The sequence below is a fragment of the Ruminococcus albus AD2013 genome (assembly GCF_000526775.1).
GTDB lineage: Bacteria > Bacillota > Clostridia > Oscillospirales > Ruminococcaceae > Hominimerdicola > Hominimerdicola alba_A.
Map to the genome: position 1 here is coordinate 571,732 of NZ_JAGS01000001.1, position 22,920 is coordinate 594,651.

General features: G+C 43.7%; 24 protein-coding genes. 15 read left to right on the forward strand and 9 right to left on the reverse strand.

Annotated features, from left to right (window positions below):
• Positions 1–39: 39 nt before the first annotated feature.
• Together N773_RS0102425 and N773_RS22495 are read right to left on the reverse strand one after the other, a co-directional pair.
• Positions 40–1,545, reverse strand: a complete 1,506-nt coding sequence (locus N773_RS0102425; protein WP_024856281.1) for a L,D-transpeptidase family protein — start codon at positions 1,543–1,545, stop codon at positions 40–42.
• Positions 1,546–1,788: 243 nt separating this feature from the next.
• Complete coding sequence (locus N773_RS22495) at positions 1,789–1,962, reverse strand: hypothetical protein (protein WP_196231594.1); 174 nt, start codon at positions 1,960–1,962, stop codon at positions 1,789–1,791.
• A gap of 296 nt (positions 1,963–2,258) precedes the next feature.
• Here N773_RS22495 and leuC point away from each other — a divergent pair, with 296 nt between their 5' ends.
• The 3 genes from leuC to leuD are packed head-to-tail and all read left to right on the forward strand — an operon-like array spanning position 2,259 to position 4,456.
• A complete protein-coding gene (gene leuC / locus N773_RS0102435) occupies positions 2,259–3,521 on the forward strand; it encodes a 3-isopropylmalate dehydratase large subunit (protein ID WP_024856282.1) in 1,263 nt (420 codons plus the stop codon).
• 47 nt (positions 3,522–3,568) lie between these two features.
• Complete coding sequence (locus N773_RS0102440; protein ID WP_024856283.1) at positions 3,569–3,955, forward strand: hypothetical protein; 387 nt, start codon at positions 3,569–3,571, stop codon at positions 3,953–3,955.
• Between the two features lie 21 nt (positions 3,956–3,976).
• The gene (gene leuD / locus N773_RS0102445; RefSeq protein WP_024856284.1) at positions 3,977–4,456 is read left to right on the forward strand and encodes a 3-isopropylmalate dehydratase small subunit; all 480 of its coding nucleotides are present in this window, start codon (positions 3,977–3,979) and stop codon (positions 4,454–4,456) included.
• 114 nt (positions 4,457–4,570) lie between these two features.
• Here the strand turns inward: leuD and N773_RS0102450 are convergent, their stop codons facing one another.
• Positions 4,571–5,479: a nucleotidyltransferase family protein gene (locus tag N773_RS0102450; RefSeq protein WP_024856285.1), complete on the reverse strand. Its 909-nt coding sequence runs from the start codon at positions 5,477–5,479 to the stop codon at positions 4,571–4,573.
• 224 nt (positions 5,480–5,703) lie between these two features.
• Here N773_RS0102450 and N773_RS0102455 point away from each other — a divergent pair, with 224 nt between their 5' ends.
• The 7 genes from N773_RS0102455 (at position 5,704) to N773_RS0102485 (ending at position 11,103) form a co-directional block, all read left to right on the forward strand.
• A complete protein-coding gene (locus N773_RS0102455) occupies positions 5,704–6,426 on the forward strand; it encodes a LytR/AlgR family response regulator transcription factor (RefSeq protein ID WP_242840344.1) in 723 nt (240 codons plus the stop codon).
• Between the two features lie 149 nt (positions 6,427–6,575).
• Entirely contained in the window at positions 6,576–6,938 is a 363-nt protein-coding gene (locus N773_RS0102460; RefSeq protein WP_024856287.1) for a response regulator, read from the forward strand.
• Positions 6,939–6,957: 19 nt separating this feature from the next.
• Complete coding sequence (locus N773_RS0102465) at positions 6,958–8,427, forward strand: HD domain-containing phosphohydrolase (RefSeq protein ID WP_024856288.1); 1,470 nt, start codon at positions 6,958–6,960, stop codon at positions 8,425–8,427.
• A gap of 77 nt (positions 8,428–8,504) precedes the next feature.
• Positions 8,505–9,080: an NAD(P)H-dependent oxidoreductase gene (locus tag N773_RS19655; protein ID WP_024856289.1), complete on the forward strand. Its 576-nt coding sequence runs from the start codon at positions 8,505–8,507 to the stop codon at positions 9,078–9,080.
• 74 nt (positions 9,081–9,154) lie between these two features.
• Positions 9,155–9,280, forward strand: coding sequence for a hypothetical protein (locus N773_RS23250; protein WP_278245326.1), 126 nt, complete (start codon positions 9,155–9,157; stop codon positions 9,278–9,280).
• 106 nt (positions 9,281–9,386) lie between these two features.
• Positions 9,387–10,187, forward strand: coding sequence for an alpha/beta fold hydrolase (locus tag N773_RS0102480; protein WP_024856290.1), 801 nt, complete (start codon positions 9,387–9,389; stop codon positions 10,185–10,187).
• Between the two features lie 124 nt (positions 10,188–10,311).
• Positions 10,312–11,103, forward strand: coding sequence for a GTP pyrophosphokinase (locus tag N773_RS0102485; RefSeq protein WP_024856291.1), 792 nt, complete (start codon positions 10,312–10,314; stop codon positions 11,101–11,103).
• 289 nt (positions 11,104–11,392) lie between these two features.
• Here N773_RS0102485 and N773_RS0102490 read toward each other — a convergent pair whose 3' ends face one another.
• Positions 11,393–13,153 (reverse strand): leucine-rich repeat domain-containing protein, encoded by a 1,761-nt coding sequence (locus N773_RS0102490; protein ID WP_024856292.1) that lies wholly within the window; start codon positions 13,151–13,153, stop codon positions 11,393–11,395.
• A 1,097-nt stretch (positions 13,154–14,250) separates the two neighbouring features.
• Between N773_RS0102490 and N773_RS0102495 the strand changes: the two genes are divergently transcribed.
• Both N773_RS0102495 and N773_RS0102500 read left to right on the forward strand, forming a co-directional pair.
• Positions 14,251–14,838 (forward strand): cyclase family protein, encoded by a 588-nt coding sequence (locus N773_RS0102495; protein WP_024856293.1) that lies wholly within the window; start codon positions 14,251–14,253, stop codon positions 14,836–14,838.
• A gap of 400 nt (positions 14,839–15,238) precedes the next feature.
• Complete coding sequence (locus N773_RS0102500; protein WP_024856294.1) at positions 15,239–15,610, forward strand: dockerin type I repeat-containing protein; 372 nt, start codon at positions 15,239–15,241, stop codon at positions 15,608–15,610.
• 111 nt (positions 15,611–15,721) lie between these two features.
• Here N773_RS0102500 and N773_RS0102505 read toward each other — a convergent pair whose 3' ends face one another.
• From N773_RS0102505 to N773_RS0102525, 5 genes are all read right to left on the reverse strand, one after another.
• Positions 15,722–16,324 (reverse strand): lipoprotein, encoded by a 603-nt coding sequence (locus N773_RS0102505; protein ID WP_024856295.1) that lies wholly within the window; start codon positions 16,322–16,324, stop codon positions 15,722–15,724.
• 16 nt (positions 16,325–16,340) lie between these two features.
• Positions 16,341–17,243 (reverse strand): metal ABC transporter permease, encoded by a 903-nt coding sequence (locus N773_RS0102510; protein WP_024856296.1) that lies wholly within the window; start codon positions 17,241–17,243, stop codon positions 16,341–16,343.
• A complete protein-coding gene (locus N773_RS0102515) occupies positions 17,236–17,955 on the reverse strand; it encodes a metal ABC transporter ATP-binding protein (protein ID WP_024856297.1) in 720 nt (239 codons plus the stop codon). Before N773_RS0102515 ends, N773_RS0102510 begins: the two co-directional genes overlap by 8 nt.
• 83 nt (positions 17,956–18,038) lie before the next feature.
• Positions 18,039–19,025, reverse strand: a complete 987-nt coding sequence (locus tag N773_RS0102520) for a metal ABC transporter substrate-binding protein (protein WP_043537744.1) — start codon at positions 19,023–19,025, stop codon at positions 18,039–18,041.
• A 46-nt stretch (positions 19,026–19,071) separates the two neighbouring features.
• A complete protein-coding gene (locus N773_RS0102525; protein WP_024856299.1) occupies positions 19,072–19,482 on the reverse strand; it encodes a Fur family transcriptional regulator in 411 nt (136 codons plus the stop codon).
• A 335-nt stretch (positions 19,483–19,817) separates the two neighbouring features.
• Between N773_RS0102525 and N773_RS22500 the strand changes: the two genes are divergently transcribed.
• The 3 genes from N773_RS22500 (at position 19,818) to N773_RS0102535 (ending at position 22,917) form a co-directional block, all read left to right on the forward strand.
• Positions 19,818–19,979 carry a hypothetical protein gene (locus N773_RS22500; RefSeq protein ID WP_196231595.1) on the forward strand — a complete coding sequence of 54 codons (162 nt, stop codon included), beginning with the start codon at positions 19,818–19,820 and terminating at the stop codon, positions 19,977–19,979.
• Between the two features lie 273 nt (positions 19,980–20,252).
• Positions 20,253–21,665 (forward strand): NAD(P)/FAD-dependent oxidoreductase, encoded by a 1,413-nt coding sequence (locus tag N773_RS0102530; RefSeq protein ID WP_024856300.1) that lies wholly within the window; start codon positions 20,253–20,255, stop codon positions 21,663–21,665.
• Complete coding sequence (locus N773_RS0102535; RefSeq protein WP_024856301.1) at positions 21,658–22,917, forward strand: NAD(P)/FAD-dependent oxidoreductase; 1,260 nt, start codon at positions 21,658–21,660, stop codon at positions 22,915–22,917. The genes N773_RS0102530 and N773_RS0102535 overlap by 8 nt, the downstream gene beginning before the upstream one ends.
• Positions 22,918–22,920: the final 3 nt, after the last annotated feature.

Consider the following 22,920-nt stretch of genomic DNA (forward strand, 5'->3'; position numbering starts at 1 on the left):
ACGGACAGCCATAAAAACTGTCCGTTATATTTTTGTATATTAATCGTAGAACATTACAACAGGTGTGCCAAGCGGTACATTATTGTAAACGTACTCAGCACCCTCGTAAGGCATATTGATACAGCCGTGTGAACCGTTCCACTGATATATAGTGCCGCCGAAAGCGCCGCCTCTCCATGTGGAGTCGTGCATACCTATACCGCATAGGGAAACATTGTTCCAGTAGTTACAAGTGGTATCCCACTCTTCACCGTCGGCATTTCTGTCCTTCATACGCTTGTTGGTCTCTTTCGACCACAGCTTGTATACGCCTTCAAGGGTAGTTCTTGCCATTGAAGTTGTCTGACCGGAAACGATGTCGCATTCGTACTTTTTCTTGCCTTTCTTGTAATACCACATATGCTGATTTGTAAGGTCAATCTCAATATAAGTATTGCCGATATCGTCCTTTGCGGTTCTTGCAGATTCAACACCTGTGTATTCGTAAGAACCATCGCTGAAGTATATCGGGTCGATGGATTCTACACTCTTGCCTTCTTCGATAAGATTCTCCAGCTGTTCAACGGTAGCGTCCTTCCAGATCCACCAGCCGTAACGGCCGTCATCACTGGGTTCCACCTTGACTTTACCCTGAAGAGTTGATTTGAATGTTCTTGTCTTTTTCAGAGTGTCATACTTCTTGGCAAGACCATTGACATACTTCTCTACAGCTTTTCTGTCAACCACATAATTGCCCATATCATCCATATCGATAAGATCAAGCAGGGTCTTGCCTGTGATGGTCTCGGTGGTATAATCAAAATCGTATGTTATGGATATGTTGAACACTTTGTTCAATGCCTCGCACTGATCCTTGAAAGTGTCAGCGGTTATCTGCGGGATATCATAGCATCCGGTACCACTTGCAAGCTTGACCTCGAATTCGCCTTTGCCCAGCGCATCGATAACAGCTTCCTCCAGCTTATCCATATTTGTGACTTTATTACCCTGAACTTCATCCTTGATCACATAGCCATCGTCGGTCAGTTCAAGGGAAGCGTCCTGAGTTTCAACATTGCCCCAGTCCTGCTCGTTCAGCAGTTCTTTCAGCTTATTACTATCATAGGTGGATTCATCGGTATAGTTAAAGTCTGTTCTGCCTGCATAACCCGAGAACCACGCGCCGTGATTGACTTTATCATAAAGCTTTTTGATCTCATCCTTGGCACTGCGTGTGTAATCGAAATCGGCAGGGGAGATATCAACTTCCTTGCCGTCGATAGTAGTAACCTTGAACTTCTTGGGGATATTGTCAGCTTTAAGTTCCTTTACTGCCTGTTCATAGGTCTTTCCGCTTACATCGACACCATTGATGAAAGTGTCAGCCAGAAATCTGTTTCTGTAATAAACTCTGCCTGCACCGTATGATATACCTACAGCGGCCAGCAGCGCGATCATAGCTGTACCGCATATAAGAGTGGTCTGGTTCTTAACTTTTTTTCTGCCGCGTTTCCTGCTCCCGGCAGATGAGAGCTTTTTGCCGTAACCTGCAGCATCTGCGCCCATTTATCTGATCCTTCCTTACATAACACAAATCGACAATATTCTTTCATTTATATAATTTATTATACCACAATCATGGTCGATTTGTCTAGTATCGTACTTTGATTTTAAGAAAAAATCTTTAACAAATTTTGCGCTGCAATAAGGGTCAGATATGTATATTTTTTGTGAAACTTTTTAGAACTGTACTGAAATATGTACAGTAAAACAGCTGTCGTGCGAAAATGCGCGACAGCCTGATGTCAGCTATTTCATTATGTCCGAGAGCTCGTCCATGAAGCTGCTCATATTTTTCAGAGCTCTTCCTGCACGGGCTTTCAGCTTTCGCTTTCCGCGCAGAGCTTTTCGTGAAAGACTGTAAGCGATAGTCCCTGCTGTTACACCGGCATATAATCCTGTTATTAAAGATTTTCCCATCATATATATTCCTCCTTTCAGGATAGTAATACAATTGTTGAGTACAGCAAAAGCTGTCCTGTTAATATTATGGTCTGCATTCATTGAATGATACTAGGAAATTTTAAGTTGTCAATTTTTTATATATTGCATGAACATGACAGATAACCATTGGTTAATAGTCTGCTTTTTGATATTTCTTACAAAAACTTCCAAAAAATTTATTTAAATTTTCTCTGTTAATCACTTTACATTTCAGCAAAAATAAGTTATAATAAAATTGTATAAGAATATTGTTTTATAAGGAGTAGATCACTATCATGGCTATGACAATGACACAGAAGATACTCGCTGCCCATGCAGGGCTTGACGAGGTCAAGGCAGGACAGCTCATTATGGCTGACCTCGACCTTGTGCTTGGCAACGATGTTACAACACCCGTTGCCATCAATGAGTTCAACAAGGCTGGATTCAGCGATATCTTCAATAAGGATAAGATCACTATGGTGATGGACCACTTCACGCCGAACAAGGATATCAAGGCTGCACAGCAGTGCAAGCAGTGCCGTGAGTTCGCATCGAAGTACGACATCACTCACTACTACGATGTAGGCGATGTGGGCATCGAGCACGCACTGCTTCCCGAAAAAGGACTTGTAGTTCCCGGCGATGCAGTTATCGGTGCTGATTCCCATACCTGTACATACGGCGCTCTGGGCGCATTCTCCACGGGTGTTGGTTCTACTGATATGTGTGCGGGCATGGCTGCCGGCAAGACCTGGTTCAAGGTACCCTCTGCCATCAAGTTCAATATCGTAGGCAAGCTGCCCAAGTACAGCTCCGCAAAGGATGTTATCCTGCATATAATCGGCAAGATCGGCGTTGACGGTGCGCTGTACCGCTCTATGGAATTCATGGGCGAGGGTCTGAAGAACCTTACTATGGAAGACAGACTCTGTATGGCTAATATGGCAATCGAAGCAGGTGCAAAGAATGGTATCTTCGCAGTTGATGAAGTTACCAGGGAGTATCTCAAGGGCAGAACTGACAGAGAGTATAAAGTATATGAGGCTGATCCTGATGCAGAGTACGATGAGGAGTATACCATCGACCTCAGCACCATCAAGCCCACAGTAGCATTCCCTCATCTGCCCGAGAATGCAAGAACCTTTGATGATATCCCCGAGATCAAGATAGATCAGGTAGTTATCGGTTCATGTACAAACGGCAGGATCGAGGATCTGAGAGCAGCGGCAGAGATACTCAAGGGCAAGCGCGTTGCAAGCCATGTAAGATGTATCGTTATCCCCGCAACTCAGAACATCTATCTTACAGCAATGAAAGAAGGTCTGCTGGAGATATTTATTGAATCAGGCTGTGCTGTTTCCGCACCTACCTGCGGTCCATGTCTCGGCGGACATATGGGTATCCTCGCAGCGGGCGAAAAGGCAGTAGCTACAACCAACAGAAACTTCGTAGGAAGAATGGGTCATCCCGAGTCTGAGGTGTACCTTGCTTCACCTTACGTTGCAGCAGCTTCTGCTGTGGCAGGACGTATAGCTCAGCCTGCGGACGTTATGTAATAAGCCCATACTTAGGGTTATTTGAATAATCAGATAGGAGGCGGGTTATGACTAATTATTTGGTTGATATTTTCTTCGATACCATTTCCGTTATTATGAACAAAAAATACGGATCATCGTTTACTCCTGCTCAGCGCAGAGAACAAGTAATGGATTACATCGAAAAGCTGAGAGTCGGAAATGTATTCACCATTGAGCAGACACAAGCTATCATCGATAAAAAAGGTTTCAACAACTTTTACGCAGAATCTGTCAACGGCGTATCCTGCTTCCGTCTTGTAAAAGAGGGTTTTTTCGGAAAGGCAAAGGTCTGCTATTTCATCACCCGCACCAAGGATAAGATGGATTCGACCTACCTTGAACAGGTGTATGAAGAACTGCGCAGGCAGGCGGCAGGCGAGAATATCTTTAATTCCGACAAATATATCAAGTAAGTTGAAAGGAGTTTTCATAGAATGAAGGCTTGCGGAAAAGTACATAAGTACGGGGATAACGTTGATACAGACGTTATTATCCCCGCAAGATATCTGAACACAGCAAACATGGAGGAGCTGGCTCAGCACTGCATGGAGGATATCGACATAGATTTTGCGAAGAACGTAAAGAAGGGCGATATAATGGTGGCTAAAGCCAATTTCGGCTGTGGTTCTTCCAGAGAGCACGCACCTGCTTCCATTAAGGCAAGCGGTATATCCTGCGTTATCGCAAAGAGCTTTGCAAGAATATTTTACAGAAATGCGATCAATATCGGTCTGCCGATAATCGAGTGTGAAGAGGCTTCTGAGAAGATCGAAGCAGGTGACGAGGTCGAGATAGATTTCGATTCAGGCGTTATCACCAATAAGACCAAGGGTGAGACCTATCAGGGTCAGTCCTTCCCCGAGTTCCTTATCAAGATAATCAATTCGAATGGTCTGCTGAATTCTCTGAAATAAGAATATTAAAGTGGGTACTGCGCCGTCAGTACCCGCTTTTTTGCGTAACAGTCCCAAAAAATGTGCAATAAAAAATGCGCCCGATTATATTATCGAGCGCAATTTTTGATATGCTTAATTCCAGAGCTTCTCGGGATATGCACCATCAGCTATCAGCTTAGAAATTGCAGCCTTAACTGATGGTTTGTCCTCAGCATAGGTAACACCGAACCATTTGTCATGGCTTTCAAGCAGTTTGCATTCTGCTTCACCGTGCTTTATCATGTAGTCGATACCCTCGGGCAGAAGAAATTCCGCAGTAAGGCTTGTTCCGTTCTTTTCAAGAAATTCCTCAAAACGCCTGTTGAGCCTGTCTATGAATCCTGCAGGACATCCCCACATATTCATTGAAACAAAGCTGTCTTCACTGAGCTCCTTTGTATCTTCCTTGCCCGAAAGAACTCTGCCGTCGGCATCGCGGCGGATATTGTAGGTCTCTTCAACATCGACCAGCATATTGTTGCCATCGACTTTGCAGACACCCCTGTTTACTGCGCCGTTGTCACTTAGCGTGTTCTTCAGTACAAAGCCAGCCATGGACATTTTCAGCTTGTCGCCTGTCTGTCCTTCCGAAAGATAATCATGGAGTACTTTGAAAGCTTCTCTGCCGTAGAAGTCATCTGCATTTATAACAGCAAAAGGTTCGTTTACAATGCCCTTGCAGCAGCAAACTGCGTGTCCGTGCCCCCAGGGCTTAACTCTGCCCTCGGGAACAGTATAGTCAGCAGGAAGACAGTCGAGTTCCTGATAAACATAATCTACTTTTACCTGCGCACCTATGCGGTTTCCTATCATCTCGTCGAATGCCTCGCGGATATCGCGTCTTATGATGAATACTACCTTATCGAATCCTGCTCGTACAGCATCGAATATTGAGTAGTCCATTATTATCTCGCCGTTCGGCCCGAAAGGTTCCAGCTGTTTTATACCGCCCTTGAACCTTGTACCGAGTCCGGCTGCCATTATTACCAGAGTTGCACTCATTATATAATATCTCCTTGATTAATTTTTTTTGTACTATAAAAATATTCTTTTAAGATATTATTGCATATTTTATAATGTTTGTCAATAGCGGTTATATCGAAAATCTAGCCAAAAATTGCGGAATATTACCAATTTGAAGGAATTTTTGAAAAATATTCCACAACTATTGAAACATTTGTAAGGTTATGGTATAATATTATAAGAGCAGTAAGAAAATACAGGATATGAACAGGCAGGTGTTTAAAATGCGCATAGCTGTGTGCGATGATGAACAGCGGTTTATATGTGATCTGAAAAAGGATCTGGATGAACTATACAGCAGCCTTGATATGATAACAGATGGCTACACCAGCGGTGAAGAACTGCTTAAAGGCTTCAGGCGTAAGGCATACGATGTTGTTTTCCTCGATATCGAAATGCCTGAGATGGACGGGATTACCCTCGCCGGAAAGATACGTGAACTCAGCCGCGATGTGTGCATAGTATTTCTGACAGGGCATATCGAGTATGCTATAAAGGGTTATGAGGTCAATGCATTGAGATACCTTACAAAGCCTGCGGATAAACAAAAGATAAAGGAAGTTATCGACCATGTGCTTGTTAAACTCGAAAGCAGCAAGACCCTGTGGGTGAAGACTGCTGAAGGTGAACAGCGAATATCCCTTTCTGATATACTATTTATTGAAGCCCATAATCAGAACGTTATCATAAGTACAGCTGATGAAAGCATTTCCGTCCGCGGGAATATACGCGATTATGAGGAAGAGCTTTCGCAGTACGGCTTTTTCAGGATACACAGGGGTTATCTGATCTCTCTGCCCAAAGTTCTCAGGATAGGCAGTAAAAGTGTTGTTTTGGAGGACAATACCACTCTCCCCGTCAGCAGGAGCAAGGAGAGCAAGCTTCGTGATATGCTGTTTTCTTATGTCAGCAAAGAGGCATTCTGAATCTGTGTATAATACAATTCTCAAATCCAAAAAATTTAACCATAAAATAATTCATTAATAACTACTTGATTATTATTATTCAATGTGATATAATTATAATGCAGAATAGTTCTTTTTATATTGAAACTGACCGCCTTGGGGGTATAAGAATGTCAAGGATACTGGTAGTCGATGATGACAGCATGGCTGTCAGAATGATCGGATTTATATTGAAAAAATCAGGTCATGAATGTTTAAGCGCATCAAGCGGAGCTCAGGGAATGGCACTCCTTAAAAGCGAAAATCCCGATCTTATGCTTCTGGACATTGAGATGCCCGGTGAAAACGGTTTTGAAGTACTTGAAGCTCTTCGCAGAGAAAGCGGGATAAGTGATGCAAAGGTCTGCCTGATGTCGGGCACTGTTACAGATGATCTTCGTGAAAGGGCTGAAAAGCTGGGGGCAGTAGGATTTATAAGCAAGCCGGTTTCCGCAGCGGAGCTTATGCAAGTTCTGAGCAGAACAGAGATCTGAAATAAAGGAGTGTGGGTATATGGAGCATTACAGAGTAGCTGTTATTGATGATGACAGAGGAAATCTTAAAATCGCAGATCGTATACTCAGTCTTTATGGGTATACTGTTGACTGCCTTGATTCGGGCGAAGCTCTGCTTGAATATGTCAAAGAAAACAAGCCCGATCTTATTTTGCTTGATGTACATCTGACAGGTATAAACGGTTTTGAAACTTTACAGAAACTGAAATCGAATCATGAAGTCAGGGATATCCCTGTTATCATACTTACGGCGGATACAGAATCGGATACTGAGACAAAAGCACTTACAGCAGGTGCGTCTGATTTTGTGGCGAAACCTTTTGTGGCTTCGGTGCTTCTTCTGCGTGTAAAAAATACCATCGAGCTGAACAGGCTTCAGCGCGATCTTAAAAGTGAAGCTAAAAAACTCAGCTCCGACATTATCGAAGAACATCGAAGAAATGAAAGATTATCCATGCAGGTCGTACAGACGCTTGCAGGGGCAGTTGATGCAAAGGATAAGTACACCAACGGTCATTCTACCCGCGTAGCTGAATATTCAAGAGAGATAGCAAGGAGCGCAGGTCTTTCCGAAAAAGAGCAGGAGAAGATCTATATGATGGGACTTCTGCATGATGTCGGAAAGATAGGCGTGCCGGATTATGTTATAAATAAGCCCACAAAGCTCACTCCCGAAGAATTTGACATTATAAAGACCCACCCCGGGGTAGGGTATGATATACTTAAGAATATCAGCGAGATGCCTCAGCTTGCGGTCGCTGCCAGATGGCATCACGAAAGGTATGACGGCACAGGTTATCCCGATGGGCTTAAAGGCGAGGATATCCCGATGGAAGTCCGCATAATCACTGTGGCTGATGCTTACGATGCCATGAGTTCAAGAAGAAGCTATCATGATGTTTATGCGCAGGAGTATATCAGGAGCGAATTCAGGAACAATATGGGTACTCAGTTTGATCCGAAGTTTGCACAGATAATGCTTGATATGATAGACGAGGACACCGAGTACAGCATGAGAGAGGATCCGGATTCCTATCTGGTGGGTGATAACGGCGTTACTGTTGAGCAAAATATCAATTCAGACAAAGATCTGGTCTTTGGATTTTTGTCGATGCTTGAAGCAGGCGGACTTGACACTGCCATCGGCATGAAGTACTGCATGAACGATACCGAGTTCTATGCCGAGATGCTGACTGAGTATACAGGCAGTATGGATGACAGGATAAGGCATCTTGAAGAATGTATAGCCTGCGGAAATTCCGATCAGTACAGGGTATATGTACATTCTTTGAAAAGCGCTTCCAAGACTATCGGTGCTATATCTATAAGCGAAAAGGCAGCAAAGCTTGAAGAAGCGGCTGTAAGCGGTGACTGGAAGCTTATAGTCGATACAACTCCCGATGTTATAGCCGAACTTCGCGGTACAGTGGGCAGTATACTCATGGCGATGTCCATATACGGGCTGTGATAACAGGATCAAAGGCGGAAGTGTTCAGCATTTCCGCCTTTTTTATAAAATGATAAATCAAGTAAGGAGGCTTGACAATGAAAGTACTTTACATCGATGCAACTGTCAGAAAGAATTCAAGGACTGCTGAACTTGGTGAACTGGTGCTGGAAAAACTTGGAGGTACCGTTGATCGTATCAAGCTTTGCGAGTATGATTTTCCGAAGACAAAGGCTGAGTATCTTGAAAAAAGGGACAAAGCCTGCGCTTCCGGTGATTTTTCCGACAATATGTTTAACCACGCAAGACTTTTTGCCGACACCGATGTTATAGTAATAGCCGCGCCTTACTGGGATATGTCGTTCCCTGCGACACTTAAACAGTTTTTTGAAGAGATAACCGTGGCAGGACTGACCTTTGAATGCAGACCCGATGGAAGTTTCGGGGGATTGTGTAAAGCAAATAAACTTTACTACGTCACCACAGCAGGAGGAACAATATTTTCCGAAGAATACGGCTTCGGCTATGTCAGGACCATTGCACAGAATTTCTACGGGATAGGGGAGTGCGTAATGTTCAAGGCGGAAGGTCTTGATATATGGGGCGCAGATATTGATAGTATAATGTCTGACGCAAAAGACCGTATCTGTAAATATTTAGGTGAAGGTACTTGAAATTCTCTAAAAAATAGTGTATAATATAGCCAAGAGAAATGTAACCCATACTAAAGAAAGGAAGGCGGAACATTATGAGCAAGGGTCTGAAAGTATTTATTATCTGTTTTGTGTCGGTCGTTGCAGCGATAGTGACTGCTGATATATTAACGGAGATATTCAAGACAAAGCTGAATAAGTATTACTCCGTAGAACGGTAAATTTTCGGCTGCCTGTTTTTGGCAGCCGTTTTTTTATAGAGTTCGTTTGGAGTGTCAGCGGGATGACCATATATTAAAAAGAGAAAAAAGAATAGGGAGACAAACAATGTTATACAATGTAAAGGAAGATACTTTAGATATCGGCGGTATGAGTATAGATTACGCCGCTTTCGGCAGCGGTGAAGAGGTCATGGTGATGATACCCGGGCTTTCCCTGAAACGTGTCAAGGGTACAGGATTTACACTTGCGGTGATGTACAGGCAGTTCACCAAAAAATTCCGCGTGTATATCTTCGACCGCAGAAAGATGATACCCGAAAACTACACCGCAGAAGATATCGCTGATGAAGTTGCGGCGGCAATGAACGCCCTCGGACTTGAAAATGCCTGTGTTATAGGGGTATCACAGGGCGGTATGGCTGCCCAGTATCTGGCAATAAAGCATCCCGAACTTGTGAAGAAGCTTGTTCTGGGAGTTACCCTCTCGCGAACTAACGATGTTGTCCGCGGTGCGGTTGATGAGTGGCTGGGGCTGGCAGAAAAAGGCGACCTTGACGGGCTTGTCATAAGTTCCATGAAGTATAATTATCCCCCCGAGCGGCTAGAAAAGTTCAAGCTGATAATGCCTGCGCTGGTCAAGGCGGGACACCCGAAAGATGTGGAAAGCTTCGCACGTATGACCAAAGCCTGTCTTACCTGCGAGACCTATGACAGACTTGACGAAATAAAATGTCCCGTATTGGTGATAGGTGATAAACAGGACAGGATAGCTACCCCCGAAGCATCAAAAGAGATAGCCGAGAAACTTGGCTGTGAGCTTTATATGACAGAAGCCTACGGTCACGGCGCATATGAACAGGCAGAATTCAATGACAAGGTAGCTGAATTTTTCGGCGTGGAAAAATAAGGTAAGTTTTCACAGATAATTCAGATAAATAACGCCTTTTTTTCCCACAGGCATGGTATTATGATAAAATAACGGCAGCTGCGCGAAAGTATAATGCTTTTACGCTGAGAACAGGAGGTATGTTATGAGCCGCGAGCAAAAATTCGATGATCTGTTCACTGAGGTTATAAACTCACCCGAACTTGAACTGCCTGCACTGAGTTCCGACGAAGTGGAGATGGTATACAGTCATACAAAGCAGCTTATAGGCACAATGGTGGAGTACAAGGAGCTTATGATGATGTACACCTGTGCCATCAAGGAGGTCAAGACCAAGTTCGATGTGCTGAACACCGAGTTCAATGTGCGTTACCGCCGAAATCCCATCGAGTTTATCAGCACCCGTCTTAAAAGGACATCCAGTATCGCTGAAAAACTCCAGAATAAAGGTCTTGCCATGACTCCTCAGAATATCGAAGAAAATCTCAACGATGTTGCAGGTGTAAGGGTTATCTGCGCCTATATCGACGATATCTACTCCATCGCCGACGCACTTATCCAGCAGGACGATATCACGCTGATAGCCCGCAAGGACTACATTGCGTCCCCTAAGCCCAACGGCTACCGCAGTCTGCACCTTATAGTCAGTGTGCCTGTATTTTTCGCCGAAGAAAAGCGTGATATGCGTGTCGAGGTCCAGATACGCACCATCGCTATGGATTTCTGGGCAAGCCTTGAACATCAGCTGAAATACAAGCAGGCTGTGGAGAATGAGCAGGAGATAGTGGACAGGCTCCGCGACTGTGCCGAAGTCATCGCAGGCACAGACCGCGAGATGCTGAGTATCCGCAGTGAGATAGAAATGGCAGCGGATATCCCATCCGAGGACGATATCCTCTTTGAGAAGATAAAGAACTTTGATGTGCCGATCTACTGATGATAAAATTGTTTTCATCAAACGGTTGATATACATATAAAATTTTACCCCAAAGCATTCGGTGTGCTTTGGGGTTTATTTTTTGCTTAGTATGATCGCTGCATCTTTTGCGTTATCCATCAAAACAGCGCGTTACCGGTTTTCATAACGCGCCTTGATCTTATCATATTTATTTGATCTGTCTTTGCAGGCTGAATTAGAATATTTTGATCCTCGGCAGTATCTCCGAAGATCCTGCCGTTTAATTAATACCCGAAAAAGATCTATACTGTTTTTTGCTGACGGTATGTTAATTAATACTTCCGCCAACAAGAAATTCGTAACGGTAACGCATAAGCGCCATCTGCTGCATAGTAAGCTTGTGCTCGATAGCATAGTTAATGCATTCCTGAAGCTGAAGATTATCCAGCAGACCGTAAGAAAGTACGTGTTCCAGCAAAGAGTCATCGTAGTATGATGCTGCAAAGCAAACGGCTTCAACGATGTTTTTCTTTAGATAGTCTTTGTAATAGTCTGCCGTATCATAGAAGCAGATAGCACATGGTATCTTATACTCGGACTTATCAAGCATGGCAAATGTCGTTGATGATTTGCTGCATATGAAGTTCCAAAGCCTTCTTTCGGGACAGTCACCTGCCTTGACAGCCCAGGTCAGCTTAACGTTCAGAACTCTGCTTCCATCTACGATCTTGAGTTTGGCGCTGTCAGGAAAAGCATTTTCGCCCAGATGACCATTCGGGCTGATTATGCTTATCTCAGGCTCGTTGCAGCTTACAAAAGCATTTTCGCCGATGTAGTTTACTGTGGAAGGTATGCTTACCTTTTTAAGTTCGCTTCTCCAGTGAAAAGCACCGTTGCCTATGGTTTTAAGACCGTATGGCAGTATGACAGCGTTTACTCCGCCGCATTCAACAAATGCTTCGTCAGCGATAACTTTTACGCCTGTGGGTATAGTCAGTTCTTCAGCTGTTCCGCTGTAGCTTATCAGATATTTGCCTGAAAGTATATTCATATCCTTATCGCTGAACTTTTCATAACCCGTTCCGTTAAATACCTTTTTGCCGATGCGCTCGATGCTGGGCGGGAATTCAATATGGATAAGGGATTCACATTCAGAAAATACATTGTTTCCGATAGTTTTAAGACTATATGGCAGTTCGACAGTTTTCAGCGAAGGACAGTGCTCGAAGGCATTATCCTGTATTTCTGTAACTGTTTCAGGAAAAGTGATCGTTATTAATTCTTCGTTATATGCAAATGCGTGGTCGCTTATAACGCGTACCCCATCAGGAACAGCAGTGGTCGCTTCTTTACCCATATAGCGAACAAGGATATGTCCCATAATAAGGTAGTCAGAAAAGCAGTAAGTCATAAGACCGCTTTTGTTGAATGCGTTCGCACCGATCTCTTCTATGGTATCGGGTACGTCCAGCTTCATAAGTTTACGGCAGTCCTCAAAACACTCTTTTTCAATAACTTTCAGACCCGATGGGAGTTTAACTTCGGCAAGCGATGTACAGCCGCTGAATGCGTATTTTCCTATTGATGTGACACTATCGGGGATAGTGATGGATTTCAGACACGCGCAGCCCTGAAAGCAGCTTACGGGTATTCTTTCAAGTTTTTCGGGCAGACGTATGTCACTGAGAAGAAAACAATCCGAGAAAGTGCTTGTTCTGAGTTCTGTAAGAGAATCGGGAAGATAGACCTTGTAAAGCGAATCGCAGCTGCGGAATACCGAATCGCCCATCACTGTTACGCCTTCGGGTATAGTTATCTCACCCAGAGCCTCACACTCTCTGAACGCACCGAATTCAATGGCGCGGAGCGTGTTCGGCAGTTTGATCCTTTTAAGGCGGGCACAACCCCAGAATGCTTTATGCTTTATCATAGTCAGACCTTCGGGAAGTATTACTTCCTCTATATGAACAGAGCCAAGGAAAGCCCCTTCCTTGATGCTTGTCACCCCGTTAGGTACGGTTACGATCTTATCGTTTCCGCTGTAAGAGATTAGTTCACCGTCAAGTATTGTAAATTTTTCATCAGCCATCAAGCGCATCTCCTTCCTCAAGCCTCCGGACAGCCGCTGATACTGTCATATTCGGATGCTTGTCAAGCATATGGTAGAATTTAGTAAAACATATAAATAACCGTGATCGGGTCATCAATAAATAATATCCCGATCAGGAAAAGAAAGTCTTATAAGATACTGAAAGTCCCTCATATGGACTTTGTCAGTAAACGTATTCAAAAATACTGATAAAACCTGATGTGCCGTGAAAATGTAACGTTTTCTTTAGTTCAGATGTTCATATCCGTATGGACAAAATATCACTGCGATATTTTGTGTCAGATCTTAACATATCGCAATGATAAACTTAATATGAACAGCAGGGATAGTCATATTTTCACTTAGAACGACCTCAGATTTCATTAGATAAGTCTCCTTATAAATTATAGCAGTTAATACCCGAATCGTCAAGATTTTTTTTTGAAATTTGCTATATTATTTGGTAAAACTTTGTACTTGACAATCAATGGTTAATCGTTTATAATTACCATAACTTCATAAGCATAGTGGCTTGAAGTTGTCTGCAAAATATGAACATTATGTTTGCTTCTGTTAAAGAATAAATTTATTTTGATATCTGATTATATGAAACTTGTACATCATGCACAAACTCGGCTTTTAAAATTTGCAGCTTTAACCTTTTCGTTTAAAAAGTAGTGGAAAAATATAGAAAATCAGCGGTTTTAATTGTCACATCTCACATTTGTTAATAAGATATTTCAACGTTTTAGACAATATTTTACTCTTTTAGCAGTTCAGCTTTAAGGTATGTTAGTTTTGCACAAGGGATTTTATCGAATTATCTGATATTAACCGATTACTGTAAAATTAGGTGGAAAATTCTGGAAGGCGGGTTCTGCTGTATATATTTATTACGAGATATGAACATTATATTTCATATCTATAAAATACGTGTCATCACTTGACACTGAAATTATTAAACCTGTATCTTTTGCATAAAGGTGTTTTATACGAAAACGATATTTTGCCTTCGATCGTAAAAACTCCTGTTTAAAACTGGAAATTATCCTAATATGCTCGAATTTGGTTCATAAAATATTAATAGGAGGCCTAATATGGAAAAAAGAATTATCGATATCTCGCAGGAACTTTTCAGCTGTGCTGTTTTCCCCGGAGATGAACCGCCCGTAAAAAAGACTGCTTTGAGCATCAAAAACGGTGATGTCTGCAATCTGACAGAGCTTTCGATGTGTGCCCACAACGGAACGCACGTTGATGCGCCTTATCATTTCCTTGATGATGGTATCACCATCGACCGCGTCCCTTTGGATAGATTTGTTGGAAAATGCTATGTTTTCCGGCATGAAGGGGATGTCACAGCCGATGATGCAAAAACGATGTTGGAAAAATGCGAAAATACCTGCGAAAGGCTCCTGATAGGGGGTAAATGTACCGTTACTGCCGAAGCCGCAAAGGTTTTCGCTGAGAAGGGACTTAAACTTATCGGCAACGAAAGTCAGACAGTGGGACCTGAGGATGCTCCGAGAGAAGTCCACCTTATACTGCTGGGTGCGGGCGTAGTTCTGCTGGAGGGTATCCGCCTTGAAAACGTTACAGAGGGTGAATACTTCCTGAGTGCAGCCCCGATAAATCTTGGCGGCTGTGACGGCGCACCGTGCAGGGCTTATCTTATTGAAATATAGCGCTTTTGTATATCGCGTTATCAGCCGATGTGGTTAATGGAAAGTCATATTTATATTATATGACCAAAGTAAATGCGTTTTCCTTGTTTATTGTGCACTATTTAATTAGATTAAATACATTATAAAGCAGGGAAAATGCACAAATATGTAAATCTTTGATACATGAAATCAAATATCGTATTTTGCGTAATATACAATACATGTGATTAATTTGTATGGCTTTATGTAAATTAATACAAAGAATAAACTATACTGTTGACTTTTTACCTGAGTTGTGGTATTATGACATTAGTAAGGAAGGTCAGCGTATCGCGAAAAATGTTGCGGTGCGGTTTTTTATAAGCTTTCTTTTGTTAAATGAATTAATGACATGAATGTCTGATGAATGGAGGTATGCAGAATGAATAAGGTAATTGTGAAGAAGTTTACAGTTCTTGCAGCGGCGATGATGTGTATGTGTACTGCAGCAGTATCTGCATACGCTTCGCCTGTTCTCACTGATGAGACCGAGCGCGTACATTCAACAGTTGTTCTGGATAGGCCTGTTCTTGTTGAAGAGACTGTGCGTCAGGTCTACAGTATTGCTGAGGTCTTGCCCGGAGATGTGAACGGTGACGGCAAGGTCAATATATCCGATATTACACTTACTGTTGCTCATGTTAAAGGTATTAAACTGCTTGATAATATTTCTGCTGCCGATCTCAACGGAGACAGCGTAGTTGACATTTCCGATGTTGCTTTGCTTTCTGCTATGGTCAAGGGAAAAGGATAAATTTGTTTAATTAGTCCCCGGAATACTGGGGGCTTTTTATTTTTACTATGATAAGGAAAAGGTGTCACCGCGGACTTAAAGTCCATAAAACGGGACACCTTTTCCTTTTTATTATTCTTCAGCTATTTCAAATGTTGCATCTTTGATCTCACAGTAAGTGAATACGCCCTCTTTATATGAGTTGAACGTGCCTGTTACAACTATCGGGGTACCGATAGCGGGGTAGTCATCGGGATAGGTCAGGTCTTCGGCAGTGCGAAATTCAAGACCCTGCTGACAGCAGGCAGCGGCATCTGCTATAAATACCGCAAAATACTCGGTGCCGTTGTCCTTCATGTAGTTGAAGGTACCCTTTGCACGTATCTTTTTGTCCTGATATTTATCGGGGTCTCCTGTGATCTGAAAGACCTCGGCATAAAGCATATTGGCATTAAGACTAGTAAGGTCAAGGTCGATATCGCCGTTTTTCAGCCCGCTTTCATCGGGTGCGATGACCATGGGGGGCTGAGTTGTGGTGACAGCATCAGAAAGTTTATCCTGTTCCTCGCTTACTGCCTTTTCTGCCTCGGCGGCGATAGCTTCATCGGCAGGGGATAGGGTAACTTCACCGCTTCCTGTCGTTTGTTTTTCCTCAATTATTTTATCGATTTTTGAAGTGTCTCCGCAACCCGCCAGCATTAGTGCCGCGAGTGCAAGTACGGTATATTTTTTCATTGTTATCCCTCCGAGATCAGTTTCGCTTTGTGACAGCGGCAATAATACTGAAAATCAGGAATACAGCGATGTCGGCTGTTACTATCGTTGAACCGACAGGTGTTGAATTCAGTATTGAAACTACCATGCCAACGAATGCGCATATCACTGATATCACCGCAGAACATATTACAACACTTTTGAAGCTCTTGAAAAGTCTCATAGAAGAAAGCGCGGGGAATATTATCAGTGCAGATATAAGCAGCGAGCCCACCAGATTCATCGCAAGTACGATTATCGTTGCGGTAATTATAGCTATGAGCAGGTTATATCCATCGGATTTCACGCCGCTTGCCTTTGCGAAATTTTCATCAAATGTAACTGAGAATATTCGGTTGTAGAAAATTATGAATACCGCTATCACGATAGCTGCAAGTATAGCACAGATTATTACCTTAGTGATCGACAGCGTGAGTATCGAGGTCGAACCGAATAAAGTTGAACACACATCGCCCGATACGTTAGCTGAACCGGGGAACATATTCATAAGCATATAACCCAGTGCCAGCGATCCTACTGATATCATGGCGATAGCAGCATCGCCTTTTATTTTGGTGTTCTGACCTGTTCTAAGCAGCAGTACCGCCGCAAGAAGTGTTACGGGAAGAATTATCACCATTCCGTTGGTGTCTTCGAGAAATTTCGCGAAAACGCTGTTGCCATGCGAAACTTGTTTTAGTGTCACAGAGAGTACAGTCGAAATGGACATAGCGCCGAAAGCTACATGTGAAAGACCGTCACCGATAAACGAAAATCTTTTCAGCACCAGTGTAACGCCGAGCAGCGATGAACACAGTGCTATCAGCAGACCTACTATAACGGCGTACCTTACAAATTCCAGATCCCAATAATTCAGCAGAGTTTGGATTGTTTCATTCATCGTGCTCTGCCTCCTCCGAATTGATGAAGCTCTGTCCGAGCTTACTGTTTACATAATCTTCCTTGGTTCCGAAAAACAGCTGTTTTTTGCTGCCTATATGCAGAACGTGGCTTGCGTACTTAACTGCGGCATGGATATCATGAGATACCATTATTATGGTCATTCCGCTTTTGTTGAGTTTTGCTATCATTTCGTAAAGATCGTTCTGTGCCTTGGGGTCAAGACCGGTAACAGGTTCATCGAGAAGAAGTATCTTTCCCGATGCACACAGCGCCCTTGCCAGAAGGACTCTCTGCTGCTGACCGCCTGAAAGTTCACGGTAGCAGTGCTTTTCAAGGTCGGTGATACCAAGCTGCTCCATAGCTTTTGCGGCTCTTTCTTTGTCTTCTTTGAGGATAAAGGGGTGAAATTTACCTTTTGCCATACAGCCGGATATTACTATCTCCCTTACCGAAGCAGGGAAGTCCCTTTGTACCACTGTCTGCTGTGGAAGATAGCCTATCTCACCGTGTTTTGCTTCGCACCAGTCAATATCGCCTTTCATGACAGGCCGAAGCCCAAGCAGTGATTTTATCAGCGTGCTTTTGCCTGAACCGTTCTCACCCAGGATACAGAGATAATCGCCGCTGTTAACGGTGAAATTAATACCTTCCGTTACGGGTACGCCCTCATATCCTAAGGTGCAGTTTTTACATTCTATCTGTTTACCCATTTTACTTCTCCATCATTATACTACCCTTGTACGCATAACGGACAAGGGTGATATCTGTACTATAATTTGTACTTTAACTAAAGTTAGTCGATAGCGGCTTTCAGTGTCTCGCAGTTGTCTTCCATCATTGAGATGTAAGTCGTGCCGTTCTCGATATCATTTGCGCTTACAGACTGCAGTGAATTGAGGACAGCAGTCTTCTGATCTTTATTTTTGGAGTTGTTGATAATAGCCTGTGCTATCTTGCCATCGGAATTCTCGATGGTAAAAATCGTATTTACACCAAGTTCGTCGGTCTTATTAACGAGAAAAGCAATAGTTTCAAAAGATGCTTCTGTTTCAGCTGAGCAGCCAACGAAAGCTGCGAAGTAGTCCAGACCGTAGTCGTCGCAGAGATATCTGAACGGGAATCTGTCGCCGAAAACGATAGTTTTGATTTTTGCGCTTTCAACTGCATCTTTGAACTTGTTGTCGAGTTCGTCCAGTTTTTCTGAATATCCATTGAGATTAGCCTTGTAGTCCTCGGCGTTGTCGGGATCAGCTTCACAGAGAGCTTCTGCAATGTTTTCGCAGAGTATCTTGGCATTTTTGGGTGATAGCCAGATGTGCTCGTCATATTCGGGCTCTTCGGAATGTTCATCCTCTTCTTCCTCTTCGCCCTGCATACCTTCCTTGAGCTCTTCTTCTTTTGTATTTAAGCCCTGAGCGTCCATCAGCTTGATGACTTTCATATCTTTGTTGGAAGCATTTTTAAGTGCATCTTCAGCCCATTCCTCGGATTCTCCGCCAACGTATACAAATACATCGCAACTTGTTATTTCGGCAATATCAGCGGCAGATGGCTGATAGCTGTGCAGGTCGGTGCCGTTTTCGAGAAGATAAGTGAGATCAGCATCATCAGTATGCTCGCCCATTATCTCCCTTGTCCAGTCGTAGCATGAAAAAGTAGTGCAAACAACGTTCAGCTTGCCATTGTCTTTTGCGGAACTTTGTGCGAAAACTGAACCTCCGCAGGCGGTAAGCCCGAGCATAGAAGCACAAACCAGAACATTCATTATCCTTTTTATCATATATATCCTCCGTAAGATCTCATACTATCCGAATTAATGTACAGTATCATTTACCGCCTCTGCACCCGCCGCATTTTCCGGGGAGTACAGCGCTGCTGTCTATCTCGAAGCTGTCTTCCTGCAATATCCTTTCCACAAGGGCACGGCTGGATTCGTCATCCATATGGTAAAGCTTGCCGCAGGAGATACATTTCATATGCAGGTGATGGTGGCAATTCTCACCGTCGGTAAGCTGATAAACAAATGTCCTGCTGTTGCCGCGGACAGTACGCTTGACCTCACCGCTCTCAACAAGTTCCTTTATAAGACGGTACACCGTGCTTTCGCCCGGTGGCTTGGGTATATCACTGTCTGTTTTCATCATATCGGCTATCTCTTTAACGGTAAAAGCAGAAGATCTGTGCCTGCCCATAAATTCAAGCAGTTCGCCCCTCTGGACGGTGTTGTATTTTGCCACGGTGATACCTCCTTTCAAAAATCGAGAGTTAATTTCAATTTTGTATTATACCATATTAAAATACCTATGTCAACGACAATTCGGGGTACTTAACACAATTTTTACATTTGAGAACTACTCTCAAATTATCTGAATGAATGTGCATATATTTTGGCATTTTGAGCGGAGTTTTTTCATGATTTTTGTCCTTTTGTGTAAAGGTATATTTCTTGACATTGACCTGTGTTTTTTTGTTTGATCTGCCTATATTCATACCTGAGATTTTATGCGAACAAATGTTTTATATTTTAATTCAGACATATTTCTGCAAGAGTTGTACAAAAACGTACAACTTTTTGCCTAAAAACACTGATAGTGAAAACATCTTTTCACGGAGAGGTGTTCCGAAAAATGTTTTCCGCTTATGCGCACGATGGCAGGCAGCCGCCGACTATGACTACGGGATAGAAGGCGGCGTGTTATACTGCATAGCCGGAAAAGAAAACCTGGAATCTTGACAATCCTCGCAGAAGAAGACTTTTATAAAGTATCCGAGCGAGTTCATAATAAAAAAAGCTGAACATGGCAAGAACGCAAAATTATATCTAACAGGGAAGAAGAGGTTTATGAAAAAGACGGTAACAGGTGTATTTTACTTTATGCGTGATGAAATGGCTATCTGTATAGAAATGTTAATAAAGCTTGACATAATCGTGCAGATATGCTACAATTTATATGAAGATAAAATGATTGATTGTTTATTATTTAACAAAAACAAAGCAGGTGATATTATGTATGATGTTATAATTATAGGCGGCGGCGTGACAGGCTGCGCGGCAGCTGCCGAACTGGCTAAATACCAGCTCGATATATGCGTTATCGAAAAAGAAAGCGATGTCTGCGAGGGTACAAGCAAGGCGAACAGTGCGATAGTACACGCGGGTTTTGATGCTGAACCCGGTACTTTGAAAGCTAAGCTGAATGTCCGCGGTAATGCCATGATTCGCGAACTGTACAAAAAACTGGATTTTGCATTCAGGCAGAACGGCGCAATGGTGCTGTGTTTCGATGAAACTCAGCTGTCCGATCTTGAAAAGCTTCTTGAAAAAGGAAAGAAAAATGGGGTTGATGGTCTGGAGATACTCACAGGCGAACAGTCGCGTGAACGTGAACCGCGTCTTTCAGCTGAGGTGAAATATGCCTTATACGCCCCCACATCTGGCATAGTCTGTCCCTTTGAGATGACGCTGGCATTCGCTGAAAATGCCCTTGAAAACGGCGCGGAGTTTAAACTTTCCACCAAGGTCACGGGGATTGAAAAGACATCGGAGGGCTATAAAGTCATCACCGATAAAGGAGAGTTTGAGACTCGTGCGGTATTCAACTGTGCGGGAGTTTATGCCGATGTTATCAGCGATATGATAGCAGATAAACATTTCACTATAACCCCGAGAAAAGGCGAATATATGCTTATGGACAAGGACGCCGGCGGTACCGTCAGCCATACGATATTCCAGCTGCCCACAAAAATGGGCAAGGGCATCCTTGTCACCCCCACCGTTCACGGCAATCTCCTTGTGGGCCCTACCGCCGAGGATATCGACGATAAGGAGAATACCTCGACCACAGCTTCGGGCATTGCCGAGGTGAAGGCTAAGGGTTCGCTGTCTGTTGATGGACTGCCTTTCAACAAGGTCATAACCAGCTTCTCGGGACTTCGTGCAACAGGTGATACTCACGATTTTATCATCGAAGAAGCAGCTCCTAACTTCTTCAATGCGGCGGGAATAGAATCCCCGGGACTTACAAGCGCCCCCGCAATTGCCGAGATGATGAGAAAGCTACTGTCCAAAAATACAGACCTTAAACCGAAGGCGTATCACAAGGATACCCGCAAAGGTCTGGTTCATTTTGCCGAACTCAGCAGGGAAGAGCAGAATGCACTAATCAGGGAAGAATCCGCATACGGCAATATAGTCTGCCGCTGTGAGACCATAACCGAGGGCGAAATACTTGATGCGATAAACAGACCTCTCGGTGCGACTACTCTCGATGGCGTCAAGCGGCGCACACGGGCAGGAATGGGACGATGTCAGGCGGGATTCTGTTCGCCGAAGACTATACTGATGCTGTCCGAAAAACTGGGCTGCAATATCGGAGATATAAGAAAGAACGGCAGTCAGGAGGTGAGCGAGAATGCGTGATTTTGATATCGTAATAGTAGGCGGAGGTCCTGCAGGAATGGCGGCGGCTATATCTGCAAGAGAACAGGGGATAGAGAATATTGTTATATTTGAACGTGACAGCGAACTTGGAGGTATCCTCAATCAGTGCATTCACAACGGTTTCGGTCTGCGCACTTTCAAAGAGGAACTTACAGGCCCCGAGTACGCCGAAAGGTACGCCGATAAAGTCCGTGATATGAACATTCCCTACGAGACCGATACTATGGTTCTAGATATCTCAAAGGACAGGGTGGTCACTATCCTCAGCAGAAAACGCGGTGTTGAGGAAATACGCGCTAAAGCTGTCATTCTTGCAATGGGCTGTCGTGAAAGACCTCGCGGTGCGCTTAACATCCCGGGCTTCAGACCGCAGGGCGTGTATACCGCAGGTACAGCGCAAAAACTGGTCAACTGTGAGGGCTATGTTCCGGGTAAGGAAGTTGTTATCCTGGGTTCGGGAGACATCGGTCTTATCATGGCAAGAAGAATGACACTTGAGGGTGCTCATGTTGCCGCTGTTGCGGAGCTTATGCCATATTCGAGCGGTCTGAAAAGAAATATCGTACAGTGCCTCGATGATTTCGGGATACCGCTTCTTCTCAGCCATACTGTCGTTGACATAAAGGGAAAAGAAAAGCTTGAGGGCGTGGTCATAGCCGAAGTAGACAGCACGAACACACCTATTGCAGGTACAGAACAGTTCTATCCCTGTGATACTCTGCTTCTAAGCTGCGGGCTTATTCCCGAGAATGAGCTTTCCAAAAATTGCGGAATAACGCTTGACCCACGAACCAACGGTCCTGTTGTCGATGAGGGTCTTGAAACCGATATAGACGGCGTATTCGCCTGCGGAAATGTTCTGCACGTACACGACCTTGTGGATTTTGTATCGGAAGAATCAGCAAGGGCAGGCGAGAGTGCGGCTGCTTTCGTTAAGCGCGGCTGCACGCCGGACGATACTGCCGCTATAAAAGTAGTGCCAAAGAACGGCGTAAGATACACAGTTCCCGCTGAAATACACACATCTGACTTGCTTGGTGATGTTCATATCAGGTTCAGGGTAACGGGTGTTTTCAAGGACTGTTCCGTTGTGATAAAAGCGGGCGAAGAAGAACTTGTCCGCCGTAAAAACAGGATACTTGTGCCAAGTGAGATGCTGGATATCATCATTAAGAAAGATAAGCTTGCAGGTGTGAACTGCGATATCACAGCTGAGATCGAGGAGGTGTGAGCC